The organism is Rhodopirellula sp. MGV (assembly GCF_002251265.1).
GTDB classification, from domain to species: Bacteria; Planctomycetota; Planctomycetia; order Pirellulales; family Pirellulaceae; genus Stieleria; species Stieleria baltica_A.
Map to the genome: position 1 here is coordinate 1 of NZ_NPDI01000001.1, position 20,608 is coordinate 20,608.

At 55.2% G+C, this 20,608-nt stretch carries 10 protein-coding genes; 4 read left to right on the forward strand and 6 right to left on the reverse strand.

Annotation, left to right across the window (positions count from 1 at the left end):
• Nucleotides 1-801 precede the first annotated feature (801 nt).
• Together CGZ80_RS00005 and CGZ80_RS00010 are read left to right on the forward strand one after the other, a co-directional pair.
• Nucleotides 802-1,503 (forward strand): PEP-CTERM sorting domain-containing protein, encoded by a 702-nt coding sequence (locus CGZ80_RS00005; protein ID WP_094410727.1) that lies wholly within the window; start codon nt 802-804, stop codon nt 1,501-1,503.
• A 166-nt stretch (nt 1,504-1,669) separates the two neighbouring features.
• Complete coding sequence (locus tag CGZ80_RS00010) at nt 1,670-3,148, forward strand: BBP7 family outer membrane beta-barrel protein (RefSeq protein WP_094410728.1); 1,479 nt, start codon at nt 1,670-1,672, stop codon at nt 3,146-3,148.
• Nucleotides 3,149-3,280: 132 nt separating this feature from the next.
• On the opposite strand, the gene CGZ80_RS00015 is transcribed toward CGZ80_RS00010, so the two are convergent.
• On the reverse strand, nt 3,281-8,047 hold the full coding sequence (locus CGZ80_RS00015) for a cadherin domain-containing protein (protein WP_094410729.1): 4,767 nt from the start codon (nt 8,045-8,047) through the stop codon (nt 3,281-3,283).
• 334 nt (nt 8,048-8,381) lie between these two features.
• On the opposite strand from CGZ80_RS00015, the gene CGZ80_RS00020 reads away from it, so the two are divergent.
• Both CGZ80_RS00020 and CGZ80_RS00025 read left to right on the forward strand, forming a co-directional pair.
• Nucleotides 8,382-9,659, forward strand: a complete 1,278-nt coding sequence (locus CGZ80_RS00020; protein WP_094410730.1) for a cohesin domain-containing protein — start codon at nt 8,382-8,384, stop codon at nt 9,657-9,659.
• 204 nt (nt 9,660-9,863) lie between these two features.
• Complete coding sequence (locus CGZ80_RS00025) at nt 9,864-10,508, forward strand: cohesin domain-containing protein (RefSeq protein WP_094410731.1); 645 nt, start codon at nt 9,864-9,866, stop codon at nt 10,506-10,508.
• Here the strand turns inward: CGZ80_RS00025 and CGZ80_RS00030 are convergent.
• The 5 genes from CGZ80_RS00030 to CGZ80_RS00055 all read right to left on the reverse strand — a co-directional run bounded on the left by CGZ80_RS00030 (nt 10,505) and on the right by CGZ80_RS00055 (nt 20,493).
• The gene (locus CGZ80_RS00030; RefSeq protein WP_094410732.1) at nt 10,505-11,536 is read right to left on the reverse strand and encodes an AraC family transcriptional regulator; all 1,032 of its coding nucleotides are present in this window, start codon (nt 11,534-11,536) and stop codon (nt 10,505-10,507) included. The two genes, CGZ80_RS00025 and CGZ80_RS00030, sit on opposite strands and share 4 nt — an antisense overlap.
• A gap of 153 nt (nt 11,537-11,689) precedes the next feature.
• Nucleotides 11,690-12,952 (reverse strand): hypothetical protein, encoded by a 1,263-nt coding sequence (locus CGZ80_RS00035; RefSeq protein WP_094410733.1) that lies wholly within the window; start codon nt 12,950-12,952, stop codon nt 11,690-11,692.
• A gap of 32 nt (nt 12,953-12,984) precedes the next feature.
• The gene (locus CGZ80_RS00040; RefSeq protein WP_094410734.1) at nt 12,985-15,786 is read right to left on the reverse strand and encodes a serine/threonine-protein kinase; all 2,802 of its coding nucleotides are present in this window, start codon (nt 15,784-15,786) and stop codon (nt 12,985-12,987) included.
• Between the two features lie 27 nt (nt 15,787-15,813).
• On the reverse strand, nt 15,814-16,521 hold the full coding sequence (locus CGZ80_RS00045) for a sigma-70 family RNA polymerase sigma factor (RefSeq protein ID WP_233148138.1): 708 nt from the start codon (nt 16,519-16,521) through the stop codon (nt 15,814-15,816).
• 456 nt (nt 16,522-16,977) lie between these two features.
• Nucleotides 16,978-20,493: a DEAD/DEAH box helicase gene (locus CGZ80_RS00055; protein WP_094410736.1), complete on the reverse strand. Its 3,516-nt coding sequence runs from the start codon at nt 20,491-20,493 to the stop codon at nt 16,978-16,980.
• Between the last annotated feature and the right edge of the window lie 115 nt (nt 20,494-20,608).

The window sequence follows — 20,608 nt, forward strand, 5'->3', positions numbered from 1 at the left end:
TCTGCGGACCTGGCTAAGTAACCTGCCGGGGCTTCGCCCCTAAGACAAGCGCCGCTGGAGTCTAGCCTTTAGGCGATCTTCGGTCCGCCCGCCAAACCAAAACCACACAACCGCTGGCTATCGCCAATGCGGCTGATGTAGTCGCCGCCCGTTCTCCATCAGCCGCGACCGCGATAGCGTGCGGTTACGTGATCCAGCCAAATCAAAACCGCCTAACCGCTGGCTATCGCCAATGCGGCTGATGAAACCGTCACGATTGCGTACGGCGATGCGAATCAATCGATTTCAAACACGCGGTAACGGACCGGGCCGTTGGCCCTAATGTTTTTGGTCGGGTCATCTTCCAGGCCCTGCGGACCTGGCTAGGTAACCGGCCGGGGCTTCGCCCCTAAGACAAGCGCCCCAGGTGCCCGCTGGAGTCTAGCCTTTAGGCGATTCTCGGGCCGCCGGCAAAACCAAAGCCACACAACCGCTGGCTATCGCCAATGCGGCTGATGAGAGCGCGGTCCAACCTGGGCCTGCGCTGCTGGGGCTTTGCGATTGAATCGTTTGGCACTGGACCGATGTCGCAATGAGTCGTCATTTGTCGCGCGTCACACCCTTCGCAACCTGCACGACAGGGGCATCCGAAAAGGTCAAAAACCCCTTCTGTTTCACTAATCTGACGAGTCCTCCTGACCGGTCACGATCTGGGATTTGGCGTGTTCAATTGTGCCTTGGAACTTGTTGACCGCGCTTTACGAGGTGATAGGGTAAACGGACATCTTGGGGCGCAACTGGAATTTCCAATCGAGTATTTGAATGAAACGATTCACGATTTGTTGCGTGGCATGGTTCGCGTTGCTGGCTGCTCAGAAGGCTGATGCGGCGTTGGTTACGGAGCTTGAAATCATGTCCAATTGGACCGCAGGTGCTGGTATCTCGGACTCCGGCAATAACGCGACGTGGTCGCGTATTGGGAACATCATCGAAAACAGCAACAACAGCACCGGCGCTTTGATCAGTGACTTTACGACCAACGGTGACTTTAGCTTCTCGATCGAAGCTCAAACGGTCAACGACAACGATTTGTTTGGTGTGGTGTTCGGCTATCAAGACATCTCCAACTCATACGGTTTGAGTTGGGGCGGGGGCGGTGTGAGTGGCCGACGAAATGGGATTCAACTGTTTCGTGAGGTCGAAGGTGTGCGCACAATCTTGGCGCTCTCTTCAACAGGCTGGAGTACGACACTGCCCTACCGTTTAAGCGTGTCACGCGTCGGTGAAGAAATCTCTGCGACGGTTGATATCGTCGGTGGGGCTCAACTGTTCAACCACACCGTCACGGACAACACGTTCCTAACGGGCAACGTTGGTGTTGAAGCGTATAACCAATCGATGAGATTCGGATACGCGCAAACCGATTACACCTCTTCGGCTGTGACAGCAATTCCCGAACCCTCATCGATCATAGCGCTCTCTGCGCTTGGAGTGTTGGGGGTGTACCGTCGACGTAGGCGCTAGAGACGCTGTGTGAAACCAAAGCGGCGTGAAACTCGCTTTTTTAATCGATTGTTTGACTTTTCTGTTTAGGCAAGAGTTAACGATTGTGCCGGCGGTGTCCGATAGATGGATTCTAGGAAATAGAATCGCTTTATCGTTCAAGTCATTTTGACACACGAGTTGGAAAATGTCGCTCGCGTTTAACCGCCTTCAGCTTTGGGTCTTCACATTCGCGCTCGGGATATCCGGAGCCTGTTTGCTGGAGACACCGGAGGCGTCTGGACAGACTCCGCCGTCCGAAAAACGAATCGCATCGGATGTCGAGTCGAACCGGGTGACCTGGCGAGTCGTGTCGTCGAAACAGAATTCGGCCACCGAAAAAAAGAATCGATCAACGCATGCGGTTTCTGCGGCGAAGTACGAGCCGAGCAACTCGGACGCAATGGAACCGGTAGCCGAGGTCTCTCACGGCGAAGTCATCTACGATGAGAGCTTTTATTCCGGCGGTTGTGACGCTTGCGACTCGATGGACGGCGCCTGCGATTCCATCGGATGTGGAGCGTGCGATGGGATGGGATGTCGGATCCCGAAGACGCGAATCCGAGCCCCATTTTCGCATTTGAACTATCGCATCCAAGCTGACTATTTGCTGTGGTCGTTGGGTGGTGCCGATTTGCCGCCGTTGGTTACGACGAGTCCTGTCGGCACGCCCGCGGCGAATGCCGGGGTGCTCAATCAGTCGGGGACATCGGTGCTTTTTGGCGGTGACACGATTGGTGACCAAATGCGGTCCGGAATGCGATTGTCATTGCAGTGGGACGACCGTTGTGGCACCGAAGGCTTCGATCTCAGTTTCTTGGGTGTCTTTGAAGACAGCGAAACGTTCAACGATTCTCGTGCGGTGCTTGCGCGACCTGTCTTTGATACTGGGACTGGATCAGAGTCTGCATTGTTGATCGCGCACCCAGATTTTTTGACCGGCAGCGTCAATGCGGAGTTCCAGAACAGCTTGTTCGCATTCGATGTGATGCGACGCCAGCGAATCTGTACTGCGATCTGCGACCACCTCGATTTGTCATTTGGCTATCGTCACGGTCGTTTGGACGAATCGTTGTCCATCAACCAGCAATCGACCTTTACGCAAGCCCAAGGACCGATCCTGGCAGGGACGACACGAAGCCTATCGGACATTTTTGAAACGGACAACCGATTCCATGGTGCTCAGTTCGGTTTGCGATACCAGTCGCGCTATGGAAACGGAGTTCATCTCACCGCGAATGCGAAGGTCGCGTTTGGCGTCAACCAAGCGGAGGCCCGCATCAGCGGTCAAACGACGACAACGGTTCCTGGTGCAGGTTCATCGTCGATCAATGGAGGGTTGCTGGCTCAGTCGACAAACATTGGGACTCACGAGCAGTCCGATTTTTCGGTGATCCCGGAATTGGGGATCAACTTGTCGACGTATCTTGATCGCAATCTACAAGTCGGTATTGGATACAACTTGCTGGTCTGGACGAACGCGATCCAAGTCGATGACGCAATCGATCGTACCGTGTCACAGTTTCCACCAGAGCTTCCCACAGGAACACGCAACCCGGCATTCAATTTTGATTCAGGGACGTTCATCGCACACGGTTTAAGTTTCAACGCGATGTTCAATTTCTGACCCAGCGAATCGACAATCATGCCAAAAGAAAACCCTGCCCGAAGTCGGGCAGGGTTTTTGTTGGCTGGGCCGGAACACTCAAGCAGTCCAGTCCCATTGCATCGTTGACGATCCGCAAGCGTTACCGAACGCTTATTGAACCGTGATAGTCAGGACCTGTTCAAAGGTCATGCCGTAGTGATCGGTGACTTCGACACGGATACTGTAGGACGCTGGCGCTCCCGAAGGAACTTCCGCGGTCGTTTTCAGCTGATCACCCTCAATGGTGAACATGGTATTGTCGGTGTCCCCTGTTCCGGCGACCAGCACGTAAGTGTGGTCATCGGTGGTGTTGCTGTCTGTTGCGGACAGATCACCGACAACGGTTCCCGCGGGATCTCCGATGCTAACCGTCGAAGCGCTTAGGGCGATCGCGGTTGGAGCAACGTTTGCCTCGGTGACCGTAATCATCAAAATTTCTTCAGTGAACAGTCCGCCGGCGTCTTCGGCACGAACGCGGATCGAGTACATCGATTGAATTGCATCGTCGACTGCTTCGTTGATCGTCAGCGTGCCGCCGCTTACAGAGAAGACGCTGTTGTCAGTGTCACCAGTTCCCGAAACCAACGAGTAGGTCAGCGTGTCGCCGGCGTCAGGGTCGTCAGCAGTGAAATCGCCGATGTCGGTTCCCGATGCTTCGCCGTCAGCGATCGACATAAAGCTAAGCATTAAATTCGACGGTGCTTCATTGACGTCGGTGACGGTGATCGAGAAGTCTTGCTCGAACGTTCCACCGAAGTTGTCTGTCGCACGGACACGCACGCTGTAGCTCGACTTGGTTTCGAAGTCGAGATCGATTGCGGTTTGCAATTCGCCATCGACGATCGTGAACGAAGCATTGTCGTCGTCACCCGTTCCAGAAACCAACTCGAAGGTGTGGGTGTCGTTGCTGTTCGCGTCCGTCGCTGAGAGCATCCCAACGGCACTACCAGACGGCTGGTCTTCGGCGATGCTCGATTGTGACAACGCGATTGCCGTCGGAGCGGTATTGGCTTCGGTCACCGTAATCGTGAAGGTCTGGTCGGTGGTCAAGCCGCCCGCATCGGAAACCTGTACCAAGATGCTGTACGATGACTTTGTCGCTTGGTCGGCGGTAAAGGCGGTCACCAATTCGTCGCCGCTGATCGTAAACGACGCATTGTCATCATCACCGGTTCCGCTGATCAGCGTGTAGGTGAATGTGTCCGACTGATCGGGATCATCGTTGGCGAACATGCCGATTACGGTACCCGAGGTTTCGCCATCGGCGACGTGATCCGATCCGATTGTCAGAGTCGTGGCCGCTTCGTTAACGTTGGTCACGGTGATCGTAAACGTTTCGTCGAACGTCAAGCCGCCGCTGTCTGTGCTGCGAACACGGATCGTGTAGGTCTCTTGAGTTTCGAAGTCGGGTGTAATCGCGAGTTGCAATTCATCGCCACTGATTGTGAACGAAGCATTGTCGTCATCGCCCGCGCCCGAAACGAGCGTGTACGTGTGCGTGTCACCGCTGTTTGCATCGGTGCTGCTGAGTGTTCCCACTGCAGTTCCCGAAGCGGTGTTCTCTGCAACAGTGCTGGCCGATAGGGCGATGGCTGTTGGAGCGACATTCGCTTCGTTCACCGTAATGGTGATTGCTTCTTCGGTGAATAGGCCGCCCGAATCGGTCGCACGAATGCGAACGGTGTACGAACTCTTCTGGAAGAAGTCGGCGGTGAATCCGGTAACGAGATCTGATCCAGAGATCGTGAACGAGGCATTGTCATCGTCGCCGTCGCCAGTGACCAAGGTGTACGTCACCGTGTCACCGGAGTCAGGGTCGGTTACCGAGAGTCCGCCTACTGTCGTTCCGCTTGTCGCACCATCGGTGACTGTCGCATTGTCAATGACGAGTGCCGACGGATCTTCGTTGACATCGGTCACACTGATGGTGAATGTGTCTTCGAAGAACAAACCAAACGGATCCGTGCTGCGAACACGAACGCTGTAGGAGCTCTTCGTTTCGAAGTCCAGCGTGGTGTTCAGGGTCAGCGTATCGCCGCTGATCGAGAACGAAGCGTTATCGGTGTCACCGGTTCCAGAGACCAAGGTGTAGGTGAAGACGTCGGTCGAGTTCGCGTCGGTTGTCGACAAGGTTCCGATGACGTCATCGACTTCGGCATCTTCGGCAACCGTGGCACTGGAAAGTGCGATCGCGGTCGGTGCGACGTTCTGTTCGGTGATGGTGACCGTGAAGGTTTCTTCGGTGGTCAATCCGCCCGCATCTTCAACTTGCACGCGAACGGAGTAGGTTGCCTTGGTCGCTTGATCGGCGGTGAAACCGGTGACCAGTTGTCCGCCCGAAATCGTGAAGGAAGCGTTGTCGTCGTCGCCTGTACCGGAAACCAATGTGTATGTCAGCGTATCGCCACTGTCAGGGTCGTCACTTGAGAACGCACCGACGGTGGTACCGCTACTTTCGCCATCGGCGACACTGGAGTGATCGAGCGTGATTGTCGTGGCCGCTTCGTTCACGTTCGTGACCGTGATCGTCAAGATTTCTTCGACAAACAGGCTTGTCGAATCGGTGCTGCGGACACGAATCGTGTACGTGTCTTGGGTTTCAAAGTCGAATGCTTCGGTGGTAACAAGCGTGTTGCCCGAGATCGTGAACGAAGCATTGTCATCATCGCCATCGCCCGATACCAAGGTGTAGGTATGGGTATCGCCCGAGTTCGAATCGGTTGTCGACAGGGTGCCGACGGTTGCCGAAGTGTTGTTGTTTTCGGCAATCGTGTCGCTGCTCAGGGCGATCGCCGATGGTGCCGAGTTGCCTTGGGTGATCGTGAAGACCTGCTCGAAGACATTTCCGCCGGAGTCAGTCGTGCGAACGCGAACGCTGTAGCTGGTTTGCGAGGAGAAATCGATTGTCGCGGCGGTGACCAGTTCGTCTCCATTGATCGCGAAGGAAGCGTTGTCGGTGTCACCTGATCCGGAGACCAATGTGTACGTGAACGTTTCACCGGCATCGACGTCGGTAGACGACAAGGTGCCAACGGTTGTTCCCGAGACAGCGTTGTCGCCAACGGTCGAATTCGTGATCGCCATCGCCGTCGGTGCTTCGTTGACGTCGGTGACGGTGATCGTGAATGTCTGTGTCGTCGATTGATCCGCCGAATCGGTGCTGCGGATGACGACGCTGTAGCTGGACTTGGTCTCGAAGTCCAAGGCCGAGCCGACTTGTAATTCGTCGCCGTTGATCGTGAACACGGTGCTCGAAGTGCTTCCGTCGATCGAAACGATGCTGTACGTGTGGGTGTCGCCGCTATCCGGGTCGGTGGTGCTGAGCGTGCCGACGCTGGTGCCAGTTGCACTGTTTTCGGCGACGGTCATGCTATCGATCGCGATCGCGGTCGGTGCCGAATTGTTGTGTTGGACAGTGATCGTAAATGTCTTTTCGATCGAACGTCCCGTCGAGTCTGTTGACTTCACGCGAATGCTCAACGTGTCTTTCACCGACGCGTCGAACGTCGTCGCGCTGACCAGCGTGTTGCCACTGATCGTGAACGAGCTGTTGTCGGTCGACCCGGTCCCGCTGACCAGGGTGTAGGTGTGTGTGTCGCCCGAGTCAGGATCGGTCGTCGCGAAGGTGCCGACGGTCGTTCCTGTCGTGATGTTGTCGTTCAGCGACGTCGCGGACAAGCTCAGTCCGGTCGGTGCTTGTGCATCAGGCAGGTCTGGAATATTCGGAGTCGACAGGCCGACAACTTGGCGAAGGATATCGCTGGAATCGAGGGGGCTGAGTTCACCGTTACCACTGACGTCGCCGATCAGCATCGGATCGACGGTCGGGTAGAGCATCGTGGAGGCGGTTGTTGAGGTCGGGTTGCTCGACACGAACCCAGAGTCCAGGTCGACACCGACACGGGCAATCAGGCGGGCGTCTTCGGCGTCGTATCGTTGGTTACGGTTGGCGTCACCGGGGAAAGCAACGACGTGAATGGCGTCATCGCTGTCGGCGGTGATCGCACCGGCGTTGACTTCCAATTGAGTGATTTGGATCGCTTGCATCGCGCCGTAGGTGGCGTCTTCGGGAACGGACGCGATGATGTCAACGATGTCTGCTTCACCGGCCGACATTGGGCCAACGCTAAAGAACGAAATGATCGCGGTTCCGGGCGTATCCAAGTTCGCTTGCACCTGGCTGCCGGTTGGTGCGTCGCTGCCCAGCTGGACGTCGCTGATATCCAGCAAGTCTGGGTCGTACTGGATCGTCAATGTGACCGAGGTCACGCCATCGGCGTCACTTAGTTGAATCGGCAATCCAGGCGGCAAAGTAGTGCCGTCTCCGCCAACAGGAACTTGAACGGCTTGCGTCGGGCCGCGAACGATGTCGGGGATGCCAACGGTCAGCGTTCCGGAGCTGGTTACTGTGAACGTATCGACAAAGTTACCGCCGGCGGTGGAATTGTCATCGCCATCAAGTAGCTCGCCGTCGGCCAGGTCGGTGAACCCGTCAGACGCACTACGCAAGGTTGCGGTGTAGGTATCGGCTGGAAGTGCGCCACCGGTCGCAACGAACGTCAACGTCGTGCCATCGATGATCAGCGAGCCTTGGACGTTGCCACCACTGGCACCGTTCAAGGTCACATCGGCATCACCGGCGAGTCCATTTTCGGAGTCGTAGAGATTGATTTTGGTGGAATCGATCTCTTCGCTCAGTTCGGCGACGAAGCCGCTGGCCGTTGGGGTGAACGAAGCAATCGTTGCGGCCAGAACGCGACGGGACTCCAGCGTCTCCAGTCGTGCTTTGCGGCCTTTGCGTTTTGCAGGGCGGTTACGGTTTGAATCGGAACGCCGCGATGGAACGAGCGATAACAGGGCTTTGGTTACTTGACGCATATTCTTTGAGACCTATGCCGGTCACTGCCGGGTTCAACGGGAAGGGGCAGTCCATCGCTTGATCGACCGTCAAGAAAATCCATTTGTAGACGGAAGGCTGGAGAGAAACGGGCATTGGTCAGCCTGTTCTTTCGAGGCGGAATCTTTTCGGTCAATGTCACACCACTTCCGATAATTTTTTCTCGCCAACCCGAAAAACAATCAACATTCAGGAGAAGGTAAGTCACGGTGTGACATTCGCCGACAAAAATCCTACTAATGAGTCGGGGGGCGGACCTTTCACCGTCCTTCCATCGATAAACCGACTTGCTGAACCACAAATTGAGATAGTTCCATGAGAAGACGCCGCCCAAGATTTCAAACGCTGACGGCGCGTCGATTGCTTGCCGCGGTCGAGATTCCCGATGATTTGACGGCTGCACCGGCAGCTGTCGTGTCGGTTCCGGTCAATATCGATGATGCGGCTGGTGTTCGTGGTGCAGAAATCCGCCTGGAATTCGATCCGGAATTGCTTTCGCTTGACGCAAGTGATGTCACGGCAGGTTCCGTATGGGACGGCGCCAGCGATGCTCAGGTGACCGTCAACATTGATGACGCTACCGGGATGGTGGTGATCTTTGTTTCCGCATCGGCCGCTCTTAGCACCGGTTCAGGTTCGTTGGTTGAGTTGGAATTTACCGTTTCTGATACAGCTACCGTCGGCGAAACGTCGGATCTGGATTTGATCACCGCAGTACTGAATGAAGGGCAAGTGAATGTTTCACCCGCCCCTGTCGCTGGCAGTGATCAAACCGACGGCGTGTTGACAATTACGACCGGTGGCACCGACGTCATTTCGGGTGCAGTGTATGCCGATGCGAATGGCAACGGCCAAATGGATGCCGGTGAGGCGATCGGCGGTGTCACGATTACGTTGACGAATGATTCAACAGACGAACAGTTCCAGACGGTCACCGATACCGATGGTTCGTACGAATTTACCGAATTGACACCTGGCGACTATACGATCACCGAATCGCAACCCGTTGCCTTTATCGATGGCGGTAACAACGAGTTGTCAGTGACGCTGACGGCCGGTACTCCCGCCGACGACCAAGACTTTGTCGAAGACGGTTTGCTCCCGCAGTATCTTTACACTCGTTTGTTGACCACATTGGTGATGCCCGTCGGTTCAACATCCTGGTCCAACGAGGTCACCCGAATCACCACGGACGCCGAAACCGGAACTGCCCCCACTGCGCCAAGTGTGCCGTCAAGTAGTTCGGCCAGCTCTGTCGCTGCGGTATCGGCCGAGTCAGTGGTGATGGCGGCAACGCAATCGATGATTGCATCGTCATTTGGCAGTGAGCCAGAATCGGAAGACGCCGGGGTTGGACTGAGGGCGATGCTATCCGCCGAAGCTGAATCGCCAGAAGCACATTCCGAAGCAACAGGCGACGCGAAACTCGCGGCGGGGCTTCAAGCGGTCGCCGATCCGATCATCGTCTGCACGAACGATGATCTCGCGGTTCAGGCGGAGCCAGCTTCGAACGATCCGCAGGGAGCGATCAACCAAGATGACGATGACCGGGATGAAGTCGTCGATCGCGTGCTCGCATCGGATCTCTGGTAAATCCTTGATCGGATTTGTGGATATCCCCCAAAGGTGGACGGTTTTTCTGTTCGCCACTACGCTTCTTTGATTGTCTTTTGGGCGACAGTTCTTACTAGGTCGCTCCACGTTGGCCTTGCCGCCAGCGCCGTAAACGCGGTACATGGCAGGCATTGTTGGTCACGTTTATGGCAGGATGCCAGTCTTTTCTCAATCAAAGTCCGCATGGTCAGACGCACTCGCAAGCTTGTGACTGAATCGTTGGAGTCACGGCAATTGATGGCAGCGGTTTCGCTGGACGCCCACTGGGACCATCAGGAAAAACGGCTCAAAACCCCGCTGCACATCGAAGATGCCGAAGGCGTTCGTGCGGCAGAAATTCGTCTGCAATATGACCCCAGCGTGTTGTCGACGGATGAACTGCAAATCCGATCGGGATCGGTCTGGAATGGCAATGCCAGTGTGGTGGTCAACGTCAACGAAGAAGAGGGCTCGATCATCGCGTTCGTCTTTTCGGCCGAGCCGATCGAACAGGCAGACGGTGATTTGTTAGAAGTCGACTTCGCGTTGGCATCTGCTCGCGCCAAGCGAAAACCGATTTCAATCGACCTGCAAAAAGTCGAATTGAACGAAGGGCGGATCGAAATCGAGACGCCACCTGTCGTTGGAACAGACGAGTACGATTTAGAAGTCCCGTCTATCAAAGATCTCGATTCTGAACGCCGCCACGATCATCTTTTGCCACCCTTTTTGCAGCGATGGCATCGCAGATTCGATCCGACACACATCGACGAACTGATGCGTGAAGGGATCGGCCAGCAGAAAAGCGGTTGTTTCGTTGGACCACTTCGTCCGGCGCTCAGCATCTAGCTGACGTGTTGAAGTTCCGACTGATTCGTGGCAAGTTTGGTTTGTGGAACGGCGTGGTTCGCCCGCGCCGCTGCGATCTTGCACCGTCTTCGATACTCCGCCGGTGATTGACCGTTCCAGCGTCGAAATGCGGTGCTGAAAGAAGACGGCGATTCGTAACCGACGAGCACTGCGATATTGGAAATCTCTAAGTCACTTTCGTGCAGCAATCGACTTGCCTTCTGCATGCGAAGGTCAGTGACATATTGCAGCGGCGGTTGCCCGAGCAGGCTGCGGAACCGGTCGGAAAAAGCCGATTTCGACACCCTTGCGATCCGGGCCATTTGCGGGACGGTCCACTGTGATTCCGGGGCGGTCAGGACCTGATTCAACACAGGGCCGACGACGTTGTCGGTCATCGCTTTGACCACTCCGATTGGTGCATCGCCGTTGACTTCTACCGATGTCATCCGCAACTGAGCGGTTAACGTACGGATAAAGACGAGCTCCGCAAATTTACGCACCATCGCTTGCCAACCCGGTTCGCCGTCGCGGGCGACTTGATGCGTGAGGTCTAAAATCGCTGCGCACGATTTCAGTTCTTGATCGCGCCGATGATTCAGGTGAATCAGTTCAGGCAGCCCGATCGAAAGTGGATTGGCATTCAATTGGTCGAGTTCGAATTGGGCGTACAGCAATTCGCAGGTGTCGTGATCGTTCGGGACGATTGGCCAAATTGGTGCCGAAAGACGGTCACTGATCGGCTCGGATGTGGCGTCCAAGGTTCGCAAAAATCGATGCCCATGACCAGCAGCTGTGATGATGTGGTCGCCACTGGAAACACGAACGGGAGGTCGCTCCGAGGAGTCTGACAACAGCCAGCCGCTGCCCTGGGTGACGACGTAAAGGCTGACGTGTTTCTCGGGAATTTCGAGCCCCCAATTGCCGCTCAACTTCCAGATCGCGGCTTGCCAGCCGGGGAGGTAGAGTCGGGAGATCATTTCGGTGATCGGATCGGATTGCAACGGCGTCATCGGCCCCAATCTCATCTGGAGGCAGCATTGGTGGTGGCGATCACTCGCGACGCGGCGATCGGGCGGACTTCATGACCGCTACCCTAGATGACGGAAGGCGTGATCCCGGTGTCACACTTCGTGAGAAAGATTTTTAGAAGCCTGCGGTGATTCTGCCAGCCGGACGCTCTATTCGTCGCCCGACGCGTCGTCTTGATGGGACGTTGATGTGGTCAGCAGCAAGCCACCCGCGACAAGAATTCCGCTCAGCGAGATGCTTGGCGAACGACCTGAAGAATCGTCTTTGTCGGATTTGGTTTCTTTGGAATCTGAACCATCCGATTTATCCCAACTCAACACCAGTTCTGAAGAAGGCGAATCATCGAGGTCGTTATCCAATCCCGGTGCGGCCGCAATTTGGAAGTTGCGAATGCGTCCGACGTTGGGATCGAGCTTGATTCGCAAACCGCTATAACTCCGATTCGCTACAGAGACCGGCAGAGTGCTACCGGAGATGCGGATCAGGCCGCCATCGTCAGCGACGGGATCGGAGACTGGATTACCAGCGACTGGGGGCGGGGCAACCACGGAAATCGGCCCACCCGGCGGAATGACCGTGGGTGACGGTGTCGGACCGGAGACAGGACCAACAACAGGGGTGGGGACCGATCCGAGTGCGGGAGCCGTTTGCAAATCGATATGCCAAATCTTTGCCGATCGCGCGTCCGCAGAATCGAGTGCGCTATCTGGAAAACTCAAATTACGGAGTTCGATCAGACCGCCTTCTTCGTCATCGTCCAAATCGGTTGTCTCGGTGTCCTTCCCCGGTGGCTGATCAAGTCGCCGTGATCTTGGAATCTCCGAGGAGACCATTCCACTGTCGAGAGCTGACGGTGCGACCGGCTGTTCGTCCAGCATCTCGTCGAGGCTTTGTTCGAGCACATCTAAATCGATTTGAGACGGTGAACTCGCTTTGATCACTTCGCTGGCGATACTGAAATTGGTTTCGATCTCGGGTTCAAGCGATTCGAATTTGACCAGCACCGGCGAGACGGACAATTGTCGTCGCGGATTGGGCGTGTGTCGTTGCAATTCACTCCGACGCGACGCGTCGGCAAGTTCAGGAAGCTCTAGATCTCGCATCACGAACAATCGGACCGGTTCCCCATCAAGTGTGAATGCGAGTTGATCGTCTGGGCCAGCTTCAAATGCAAATGGCGCCGGAGCCCGTTGCTGTTCAACCAAGTTGGAGAAAAACGCACTGCCGGCGTCCGAGGTTGTGTCCAAGAGCACACGGCGAGGAGGCAAATCCAAGCCGTCATCAAAACCGGAAAAGAGGTTTGCAGCAAGCATCGTCCGAACCTCCAAACGTTCCACGTTTAGCGGGCGTCGAACGGATGCGACTTTACGCAGTTGTTCCGATTCTTTAGACAACGATGAGTGACTATTCATAGGGCTTTGAATGGTTTTCAAACGTTAGGACGTCAGATCCCTTCGAGTGACGTGTTTGGCCTTAGATCAAGGTACTCTGGACGATCGAAAAACTCTGACGGGGCCTGAAAGCCATGGTCGATTGCGGAACGCAAGGTCTGTTTGGCGTAGTCGATACAATCGGTACTCGATACGTCAACAGAACGGCCAGACGCCTCGCCCAGCTTAATTACCGATGCGGTAGCGAGGAATTCGTCTGCAACCCCCGCCAATCGAGAACCGTCATTTTCCCAAAGTTCCCGACGTCGCAATGTGAACTTGATCGATTCATCGGTTTGGCCATCATCACGTAAAAGCCGGGCACAATTAAAGTAGTGCTTGCTCAAATACTCGCGGTACTTGGGAACTTCACCGGCGGTCTGATGGGCCAACTGTTGATGCTCGACCGCCTTGCGGTAAGACAGCAGTGCTGACGACGAGTCGTTTAGTTTTTCTTGAACAAACCCCTGATTGTTGTAAATCCCGCCCAGTGTGCTCTGGATCTCCGCGTCGTGTTTGAACTCCGCAGCCAAGGTCTGCTGAAATTGCAACGCTTGATTAAATGCTTCGTTTGCCGCGAAGTAGTTGCCCAGTGAAGCGAGCGCGAGCCCGAGGTTGTTTTGGGTGACCGCCAAGTCGCGTTGGTGTGTCAACGCGTTCGGTTGCAAGAAATGAAGCTGCTGCTGGATATCTGCGGCTTGTTGATAGGAAAGCACTGCGCCTTCTCCATCGCCAGCGGCTGCTTGTGCCGCCCCGAGACTATTGAGCGTTAAAGCGACTTGGCTGGCCAATCCGGCATCACTTTGATTCTCACGAAAGGCATCCATCTGATATCGCAACGCTTCTTGTGCGTACTCGATCGACTTTTCGGGCGACTGATCGGCGAGCAAGCCACTGAGGTTTTGGTAGGTCGACGCGATCTGACGTTGCAGTTTTTCATTGTCTTCGTTGTTGCCGTCTTCGCTGTCGCCCATCATCACCAAGCTTTGCTTTAGCATCGATTCGGATTCTTCGATGCGATGTGTCTTTCCCAACAGCAGGGCGTAGTTGCTCAGCGCGAGTGACAACCCGGTTCGCCAATTGGCTTCGTCGGGAGAGGACTTGATCAGCGATTCGCCCAACGAGATTGCGGCGACAAAATGTTCTTCGGCGGCTTGGTATTGGCCGGCACGGTCGAGTGCCAGTGCCAAGTTGTTCTCGCTTGTGGCAAGTTGGTGCCTCAGATCCATGTTTCCCGGTGCGTTGCCAACGAGTTCTTCCAGCAAGCGACGGGATTGTTCGAGTGCCCTGATCGCCTGTTCGGATGCCCCAATCTCGTTTTGCAAAGAACCAATCTTTCCATACGTCACTGCCAAGTCCTGCATCAACGTAGGGTCATCGCCAACCTGCGCGGCAAATTTTTCATAGTAGGCCAACGTTTCCTGCAATAGCTGCCGACGCACTGACTCCGCTTCCGGTATGTCGGCCAAAAGCTCGGCCATTTTCGCGCCCAGTTCGTCGACCGTATTGCGGGCCAACTGGCTGCTTTGTTTCGCCAGCAAGGCGTGGTGATCGGAATCTCGTTTTGCGGAGGCGATCAGACCGGTGCTGATCGCGAGGACGACGAGGAGAGTTAGCAACACCGCCGCTCCGGCCGCGACACCCCGTTTTCTCGCAAGCGCCCAATGAGCGATGCGGTCAAGTTGGGTGGGGGCCCGAGCGATGGTGGGCTGGCCAGCGATGGCGCGGCGAAGATCGTCCGCGAATTGCAACGCAGTGTCATAGCGATCGTCGCGAGCTTTGGACATCGCCTTGTCGATCACCGTCGCGACGGCCTTGGGAATGTCTTCGCGGATCGATCGCATCGGGCGTGGATGATGTTCTTCGATCTGCCGCAGTACCACTGGCATCTCGCCACCGTCAAACGCGGGACGTAGACACAGCATCTCGTACAAGGTCACACCCAGCGAATACACATCGGTCCGGCCATCGACGATCGCGGATTCGCCGCGAGCCTGTTCAGGACTCATGTATTTCATCGTGCCGACGATGTCGCCCGTTCGCGTCATTGTCGCTTCGCTTTGGCAGCGTGCCAAGCCAAAGTCCGTGACCCAGACCTTGCCGTCGTGACCTCGCATTAAATTAGAAGGTTTGATGTCCCGGTGGACCACGCCAGTTTCGTGTGCCGCATGGAGGGCACCGGCAATTTGAATCACATCGTCAATACAATGTTCGACGTCGGGGAACTGATTGTTTTGGCGGCGTGCTTCGATCCATTCGCTAAACGATTCGCCATCGATAAATTGCATCGCGTAATAATTCACGCCGCGATCCGTTCCAACGGTATAGACGGGAACGATGCAAGGGTGATGCAATTGCGCTGCCGCTTGGGCCTCGTGTTTAAACCGGGTGATTTGCCTCGCGTCCAAAACGGCAGCAAACGGCAACAGTTTGATCGCGACGGTTCGGTCAAGTGAAATCTGCTCGGCGCGGTAGACGACGCCCATGCCGCCGCGCCCGACTTCTTCAATCAGTCGAAAATCGCCGAGGATCGTGGTTGAAGAATCGCAGTCGTCGGCTTCGCGAGTGAGGTCCTGTCGTGGCGTGAAACCGGCCGCAACTTGGTGCAGTTCTTCGAGGCCATTGATGTAAGAACGCAGTGGCTCGAGTAGTTCAGGGTCGTCCGTTACCAAGTCTTCAACACTTGGTGGAGTCCCCTGTTCTAAACGTGTGAGGTAATCGTCGAGCAAGACGGCAAGACGTTCTTTCTGCGCAGCGGTCAAATGCCTGGTCATGACCGGTTCGAGGCTCAGATCGGTAACAGAAAGGTCTTGCATCAATTGTTGTGGTCGTTGGTGCCCGCGTTACGCTTGGGGTTCTGAACAGGTTTGTTTGAACTTGTCCATCGCTCTCAACCAAAGCATCCGGACGGTGCCGGCGCGACGATCCAATCGCTCTGCAATTTCGTTGAACGACAGTCCCTGTAAATTGCGAAGCACGATCACATCGCGATATTCCGGACGCAGCTTTGCAAGCTGATCGGCAAGTTCGACCGCGCGTTCCCGACGGCGCGTCGGTTCGCTTGGCGAAGGCCCCCGATCGGCTAGCACGTTTGCGAATTGGCCAACGCTTTCGTCAAGTTGAGCACTCACCGCTTCGATCGAAATCTCGCGCCGCAAGTCGCGTTTTTGGGCGTTGAAATGAAGGTCGATCGCGTCACGCAAACAATTCATCAGGATTTGACGCAGCCAACACAGCAATTCCGGTTCGCTCGAGCCGCGAAAGCTGATGAAGTCACGATGTGCGGCCAGCATCGTTTCTTGGACCAGGTCGGACGGATTCATGCGTCTTCGCAGGCGTTGATCAAGCTGCGTGGTCGCAAGTACGGTCAGGTAGTTTCTGTACAGTTGAAGAAGGTCTCCGAGCGGTCCCAGATCCGCCGCCGATTTATCCGATTCGTCGCGGGCCTGAGCCAACAGCTCGGGCACACTCCGTTCTGGCAGGGCAGCCTGCGGGCCGAAATGGGACGGATGAGAAGGAGATTCTGGAATGCTGGACATTTGCTGACTCATGATGCTCGTCCACAGTGATTTTCCCGCAACCACGTTTTCTGGAGTCGAAATCGCAGGTCGACAACCGAAAATTGGGCACTGGTGACGTTTATCGAAGAGATCGACTGCCCCCCGTCAGTGAGCTCCGCCATTTGGGCTTTCGTCGATGGATCGCAGGTACTGCTTTGACGACAAACACGACGATTCGGTTCCCTAGCGAACCGACCGGCAATTGCCATGGACGACGAAAAAAGCAATTTCGCCAATCGGAAAAGTGGGGAATGCGGTTGGCGTCCGCGTGCGATCCATCGCACCGATGATTACTCGATCAGTTCCCAGATCAAGCCCCATGGAGTCTGAAATAAGGGCGAACCGCAATCGGCGTGCGGCAAAACACGAACGCCCACGTCGGACCGCTGTAGACAGACACCTTCGAGAACGCACACGACTGCCGTTTTCCAAGGTTCGCCAAACGGGTCACCCAAGCAGGGAGTGCAAGTCATCAGCGGTCAGTTGCCCGATTAGGCTTTTATCTTCGCCAATGATCGCGTCCGCGAGTTCTCGTTTGCTTTTCTGCAGTTCGATAATTTTTTCTTCAACCGTGTCTTTGCAGATCATTCGATAGGCGTTGACGCAATTGGTTTGCCCCATTCGATGGGCTCGGTCGATCGCTTGGGCTTCCGTCGCTGGGTTCCACCAAGGGTCAAGAATAAAAACCGATTCGGCGGCGGTCAGGTTCAACCCGGTACCGCCAGCTTTCAGGCTGATCAGGAACAGCTGGCAATCGGGGTCGGTTTGAAATCGATTGACCCGTTCGGCGCGATTATTCGTTTTCCCATCAAGGTACTCGTATCGCCAATTGCGAGCATCGAGGTCTTGTTGGACGAGTTGCAATAACGAGGTGAATTGCGAAAACACCAGTGCTTTGCGACCTTCGCTAAGCAGTTCTTCGAGACGTTCGAGCAGCTCGTCGACTTTCGAACCACGGACTTTCGATTTGGGGTCAACAAGTCGCGGGTCGCAGGCAGCTTGACGCAACCGCATCAGTGCAGCAAGCACATGGATCTTGGCTTGATTGATGCCGACCTCTTCGACTTTTTTACTGAGCATCAATCGATAGTGATTCAGTAGATCGCTGTAAAGCTTCTTGTGCTTGGTGCTCATCTCGCAGGAGAGCGTCTGCTCGATTTTCTCTGGGAGCTCGGTTAGGACTTCTGACTTTGTGCGACGCAAAATAAACGGACGCAGGGATTTGCTGATCAGTTCGACGGATTTGCGCTGTGTTTCGTCCTGCATATTTGGCACCAGACGCGTCGTCGAACTCGCTCCCAGCAAACCCGGATTCAAGAAATCAAACAGCGACCAGAGGTCACCGAGATGGTTTTCGACAGGCGTTCCGGTCATCGCCAATCGGTGTTCGGCACGAATCAAACGTGACGCTTTGGCGACTTGGCTCTTAGGGTTCTTGATCGCTTGAGCTTCATCCAGGATCGCGTAGTCGAACTGGATCGGGGCCAACAAACTTGCGTCGATCCGCATCGTCGCGTACGTGGTCAACAACACATCGATCGAGTCGGGATTTTCTGTGAACTCTTTCCAGTCTTCTTTGCGTTGTGGTCCGGTGTGATTGCGAAGGCGAAGTTTCGGCGCGAACTTCTGTGCCTCTTCGATCCAGTTAAAGATCAAACTCTTTGGAACGACAACAATGGAAGGGTGCCGGGTCTGGCCTTTTTTGACGCGGCGTTTGCGACGTGACTCCAACATCGCGAGGACTTGGATGGTTTTGCCCAATCCCATGTCGTCAGCCAAACAGCCACCGCATCCGATCTGCTGCAAAAACTTCAGCCAACCGAGTCCGAGGCGTTGGTATTCACGCAGCTTTCCATCAAAGGACTTGATCGCGTCGGCCGGTTTGATGCCTTGGAACGATTTCAGTTGCTTGACGAATTTGGTGAAGTCGTGGTCAGAGCGGACGTCAGCGACTTCTTCCAACATCAGGTCCAACAACAAGCCTTGAGACCGATGGAAACGCAAGGTGTTGTCGACTTGTTTTGCGCTCGACTGGATTTCGCCAAAACGGGTTAACCATTCGCGAGGCAGCATGCCCATGGTGCCGTCGTCGAGCAGCACCGTTTCGCTGCCCTCACGCAGCGCTTTTAGCAATTCTGGTAGCGCCACCGATTGGTCGTTGAAGCTGATTTCGACATCGAGATCAAACCAATCGACATCACTGGTGACATTGACGTCAAAGCTCGAAGCGGCCCTCAGCGGAGCTCCGTTAGCGGTGACTTCCCATCCGGAATTCTGCATCGATTCGACCAACTCGACAAAGTGTTCCGGCGCGAGTGTGATCGTTGACTCGTAGCTATTGCGTGTCAGTCTCAGATGACTGAAGTCGATGGTTGAGAGTTGCTCTTTTTCAGATTCCAAATCGCGGCGATAAATTTGTTTGCTTTCAGGTTCATACCACCACTTTTTCTCCGAATCAAAACGTATGGATCGATTCGGATAGCTCGCCGCGAGCGAGACTTCGTATTGGTTTTCGCGGTGCCGAAGCTGTTTGAGTGTGCATGACGGTTTGGGGGCTTCGGTGACAAACTCGATTTGCAGCTCAGGGGCAAGCTGTAAATCGACTTTGGCGTAATCACGAGACACCAGTGTGAGCAGTTCATCCAGGTTTTTGCGAGGCACGGTGATTTCGTCATGGACCGCCCAGCCACGAAGTAAGTCCAGGCAGTCTGGGTCGATCAAAATCATGCACGTGCGAATCCCTTCGATCGAATCTTTAGGTGAAGGCTGCCACGTGTCGACATCATTGTCTTGTTTCAGGTCAATTCCAGGTTTCATCGGTTCCGCGGTCGAACCATCCATGCTGTCGCTATTCGAGTCGTCGCTTAGCTTGGTTGGTTCGGCTGGGAGTTGCACTATCGCACAGCCGACTTGGGACCCCCAGATCACGTGCCGATGGGAGAACGAACCGAGATCGGGAATCGTGATGCTTGGTGCGACAAACAGCTTAGACGAATCGTTGGGGTCACACCGAACGGCGAAGGAGACGACCGATTGGCGGTCGACGGAGATCAAATCTACTTTGGACGCATCTTCGAATGACGATTGCGAGGTACCAAGTTTCCAGGCCAGTCGCCCCGTGTCGTACAACGCTTGTAGCGATTGGGCCAAACGCTGGTCAGAGACTGCGTATTCGCAATAGCTGGGAGTGCTATAGAGATACGTTCGTGGCGATTGGTCGGTACGAACGGCGCTCAGCAGCGAGAAGACGCGGCGTTCGTTGGGATCATCGATCGCTTTGGATTGATCGAGGGTGTAGCTCACGCCGGTGGGACGCCCCCAGGAACCATCTTTTTTCCTGCGACTGTCCATCGTCGTCAGGATCATCGAGTTGCGGTTCAGAGGATGGGTGATCGGCAAGACGAACCACGTTTGCGACTTTCGAAACGACTCAGGGATTAGGTCAGACGGTACTCCCAGCGAGGGCTTTGGGGTGAGCAAACTTTTCGGGCTGCAACGAAGCAACTCGTTCCGCCATGAATCTTGTCCCAGGCGAACGGCTTTTCGCGAGAACTCGTCGGTCAGATGGGGCGAGTTGCTCGAGGTTCTGACGATCGGTAACGGTTTTCCGGCTTCAAAGTAAGACGGTTCGATCACGGCGATTTCTAAATCGACTGGATCGATGTTGGGAAGCGTTGGGTGATCGAAGTGGGAATCAAAAGCCGTGAGTGCCGCCCAGACATGATCACAGTTGTATCCATTTCGAAAGCGATCGCAGGTGCAAAAGATACCCAGGTAGTTGGCTTCGAGATCGACGAAGTCCAGCATCACTTTGATGGGGACGCGTCCAGGGGCACTGATTTGGATGTGTAGACCGTCCGTTCCGACATCGACCACTTTGATTTGATCAAGCATCGTTGTGGAAGAACCGTCGCGTCGGTCATCGGTACCGAACTGCGATCGTACGACATCAGTAAACTGCATGGCAAAGAGACAATGTCGGAAAGGAGGGCCCTGGCAAAAATCGCCTAGAGGCACAGCGGCATGATTGCCTCGGCGATGCCCACAGTTTGGCAAAAGGACCACAAATCCGACAAGT

Excerpts from the sequence above, each read along its gene's own strand:
- CGZ80_RS00015 (WP_094410729.1), bottom strand. The coding sequence starts at position 8,047 with ATGCGTCAAGTAACCAAAGCCCTGTTATCGCTCGTTCCATCGCGGCGT.
- CGZ80_RS00005 (WP_094410727.1), top strand. The coding sequence starts at position 802 with ATGAAACGATTCACGATTTGTTGCGTGGCATGGTTCGCGTTGCTGGCT.
- CGZ80_RS00030 (WP_094410732.1), bottom strand. The coding sequence starts at position 11,536 with ATGAGATTGGGGCCGATGACGCCGTTGCAATCCGATCCGATCACCGAA.
- CGZ80_RS00040 (WP_094410734.1), bottom strand. The coding sequence starts at position 15,786 with ATGCAAGACCTTTCTGTTACCGATCTGAGCCTCGAACCGGTCATGACC.
- CGZ80_RS00020 (WP_094410730.1), top strand. The coding sequence starts at position 8,382 with ATGAGAAGACGCCGCCCAAGATTTCAAACGCTGACGGCGCGTCGATTG.
- CGZ80_RS00055 (WP_094410736.1), bottom strand. The coding sequence starts at position 20,493 with ATGCAGTTTACTGATGTCGTACGATCGCAGTTCGGTACCGATGACCGA.
- CGZ80_RS00010 (WP_094410728.1), top strand. The coding sequence starts at position 1,670 with ATGTCGCTCGCGTTTAACCGCCTTCAGCTTTGGGTCTTCACATTCGCG.
- CGZ80_RS00035 (WP_094410733.1), bottom strand. The coding sequence starts at position 12,952 with ATGAATAGTCACTCATCGTTGTCTAAAGAATCGGAACAACTGCGTAAA.
- CGZ80_RS00025 (WP_094410731.1), top strand. The coding sequence starts at position 9,864 with ATGGTCAGACGCACTCGCAAGCTTGTGACTGAATCGTTGGAGTCACGG.
- CGZ80_RS00045 (WP_233148138.1), bottom strand. The coding sequence starts at position 16,521 with ATGAGTCAGCAAATGTCCAGCATTCCAGAATCTCCTTCTCATCCGTCC.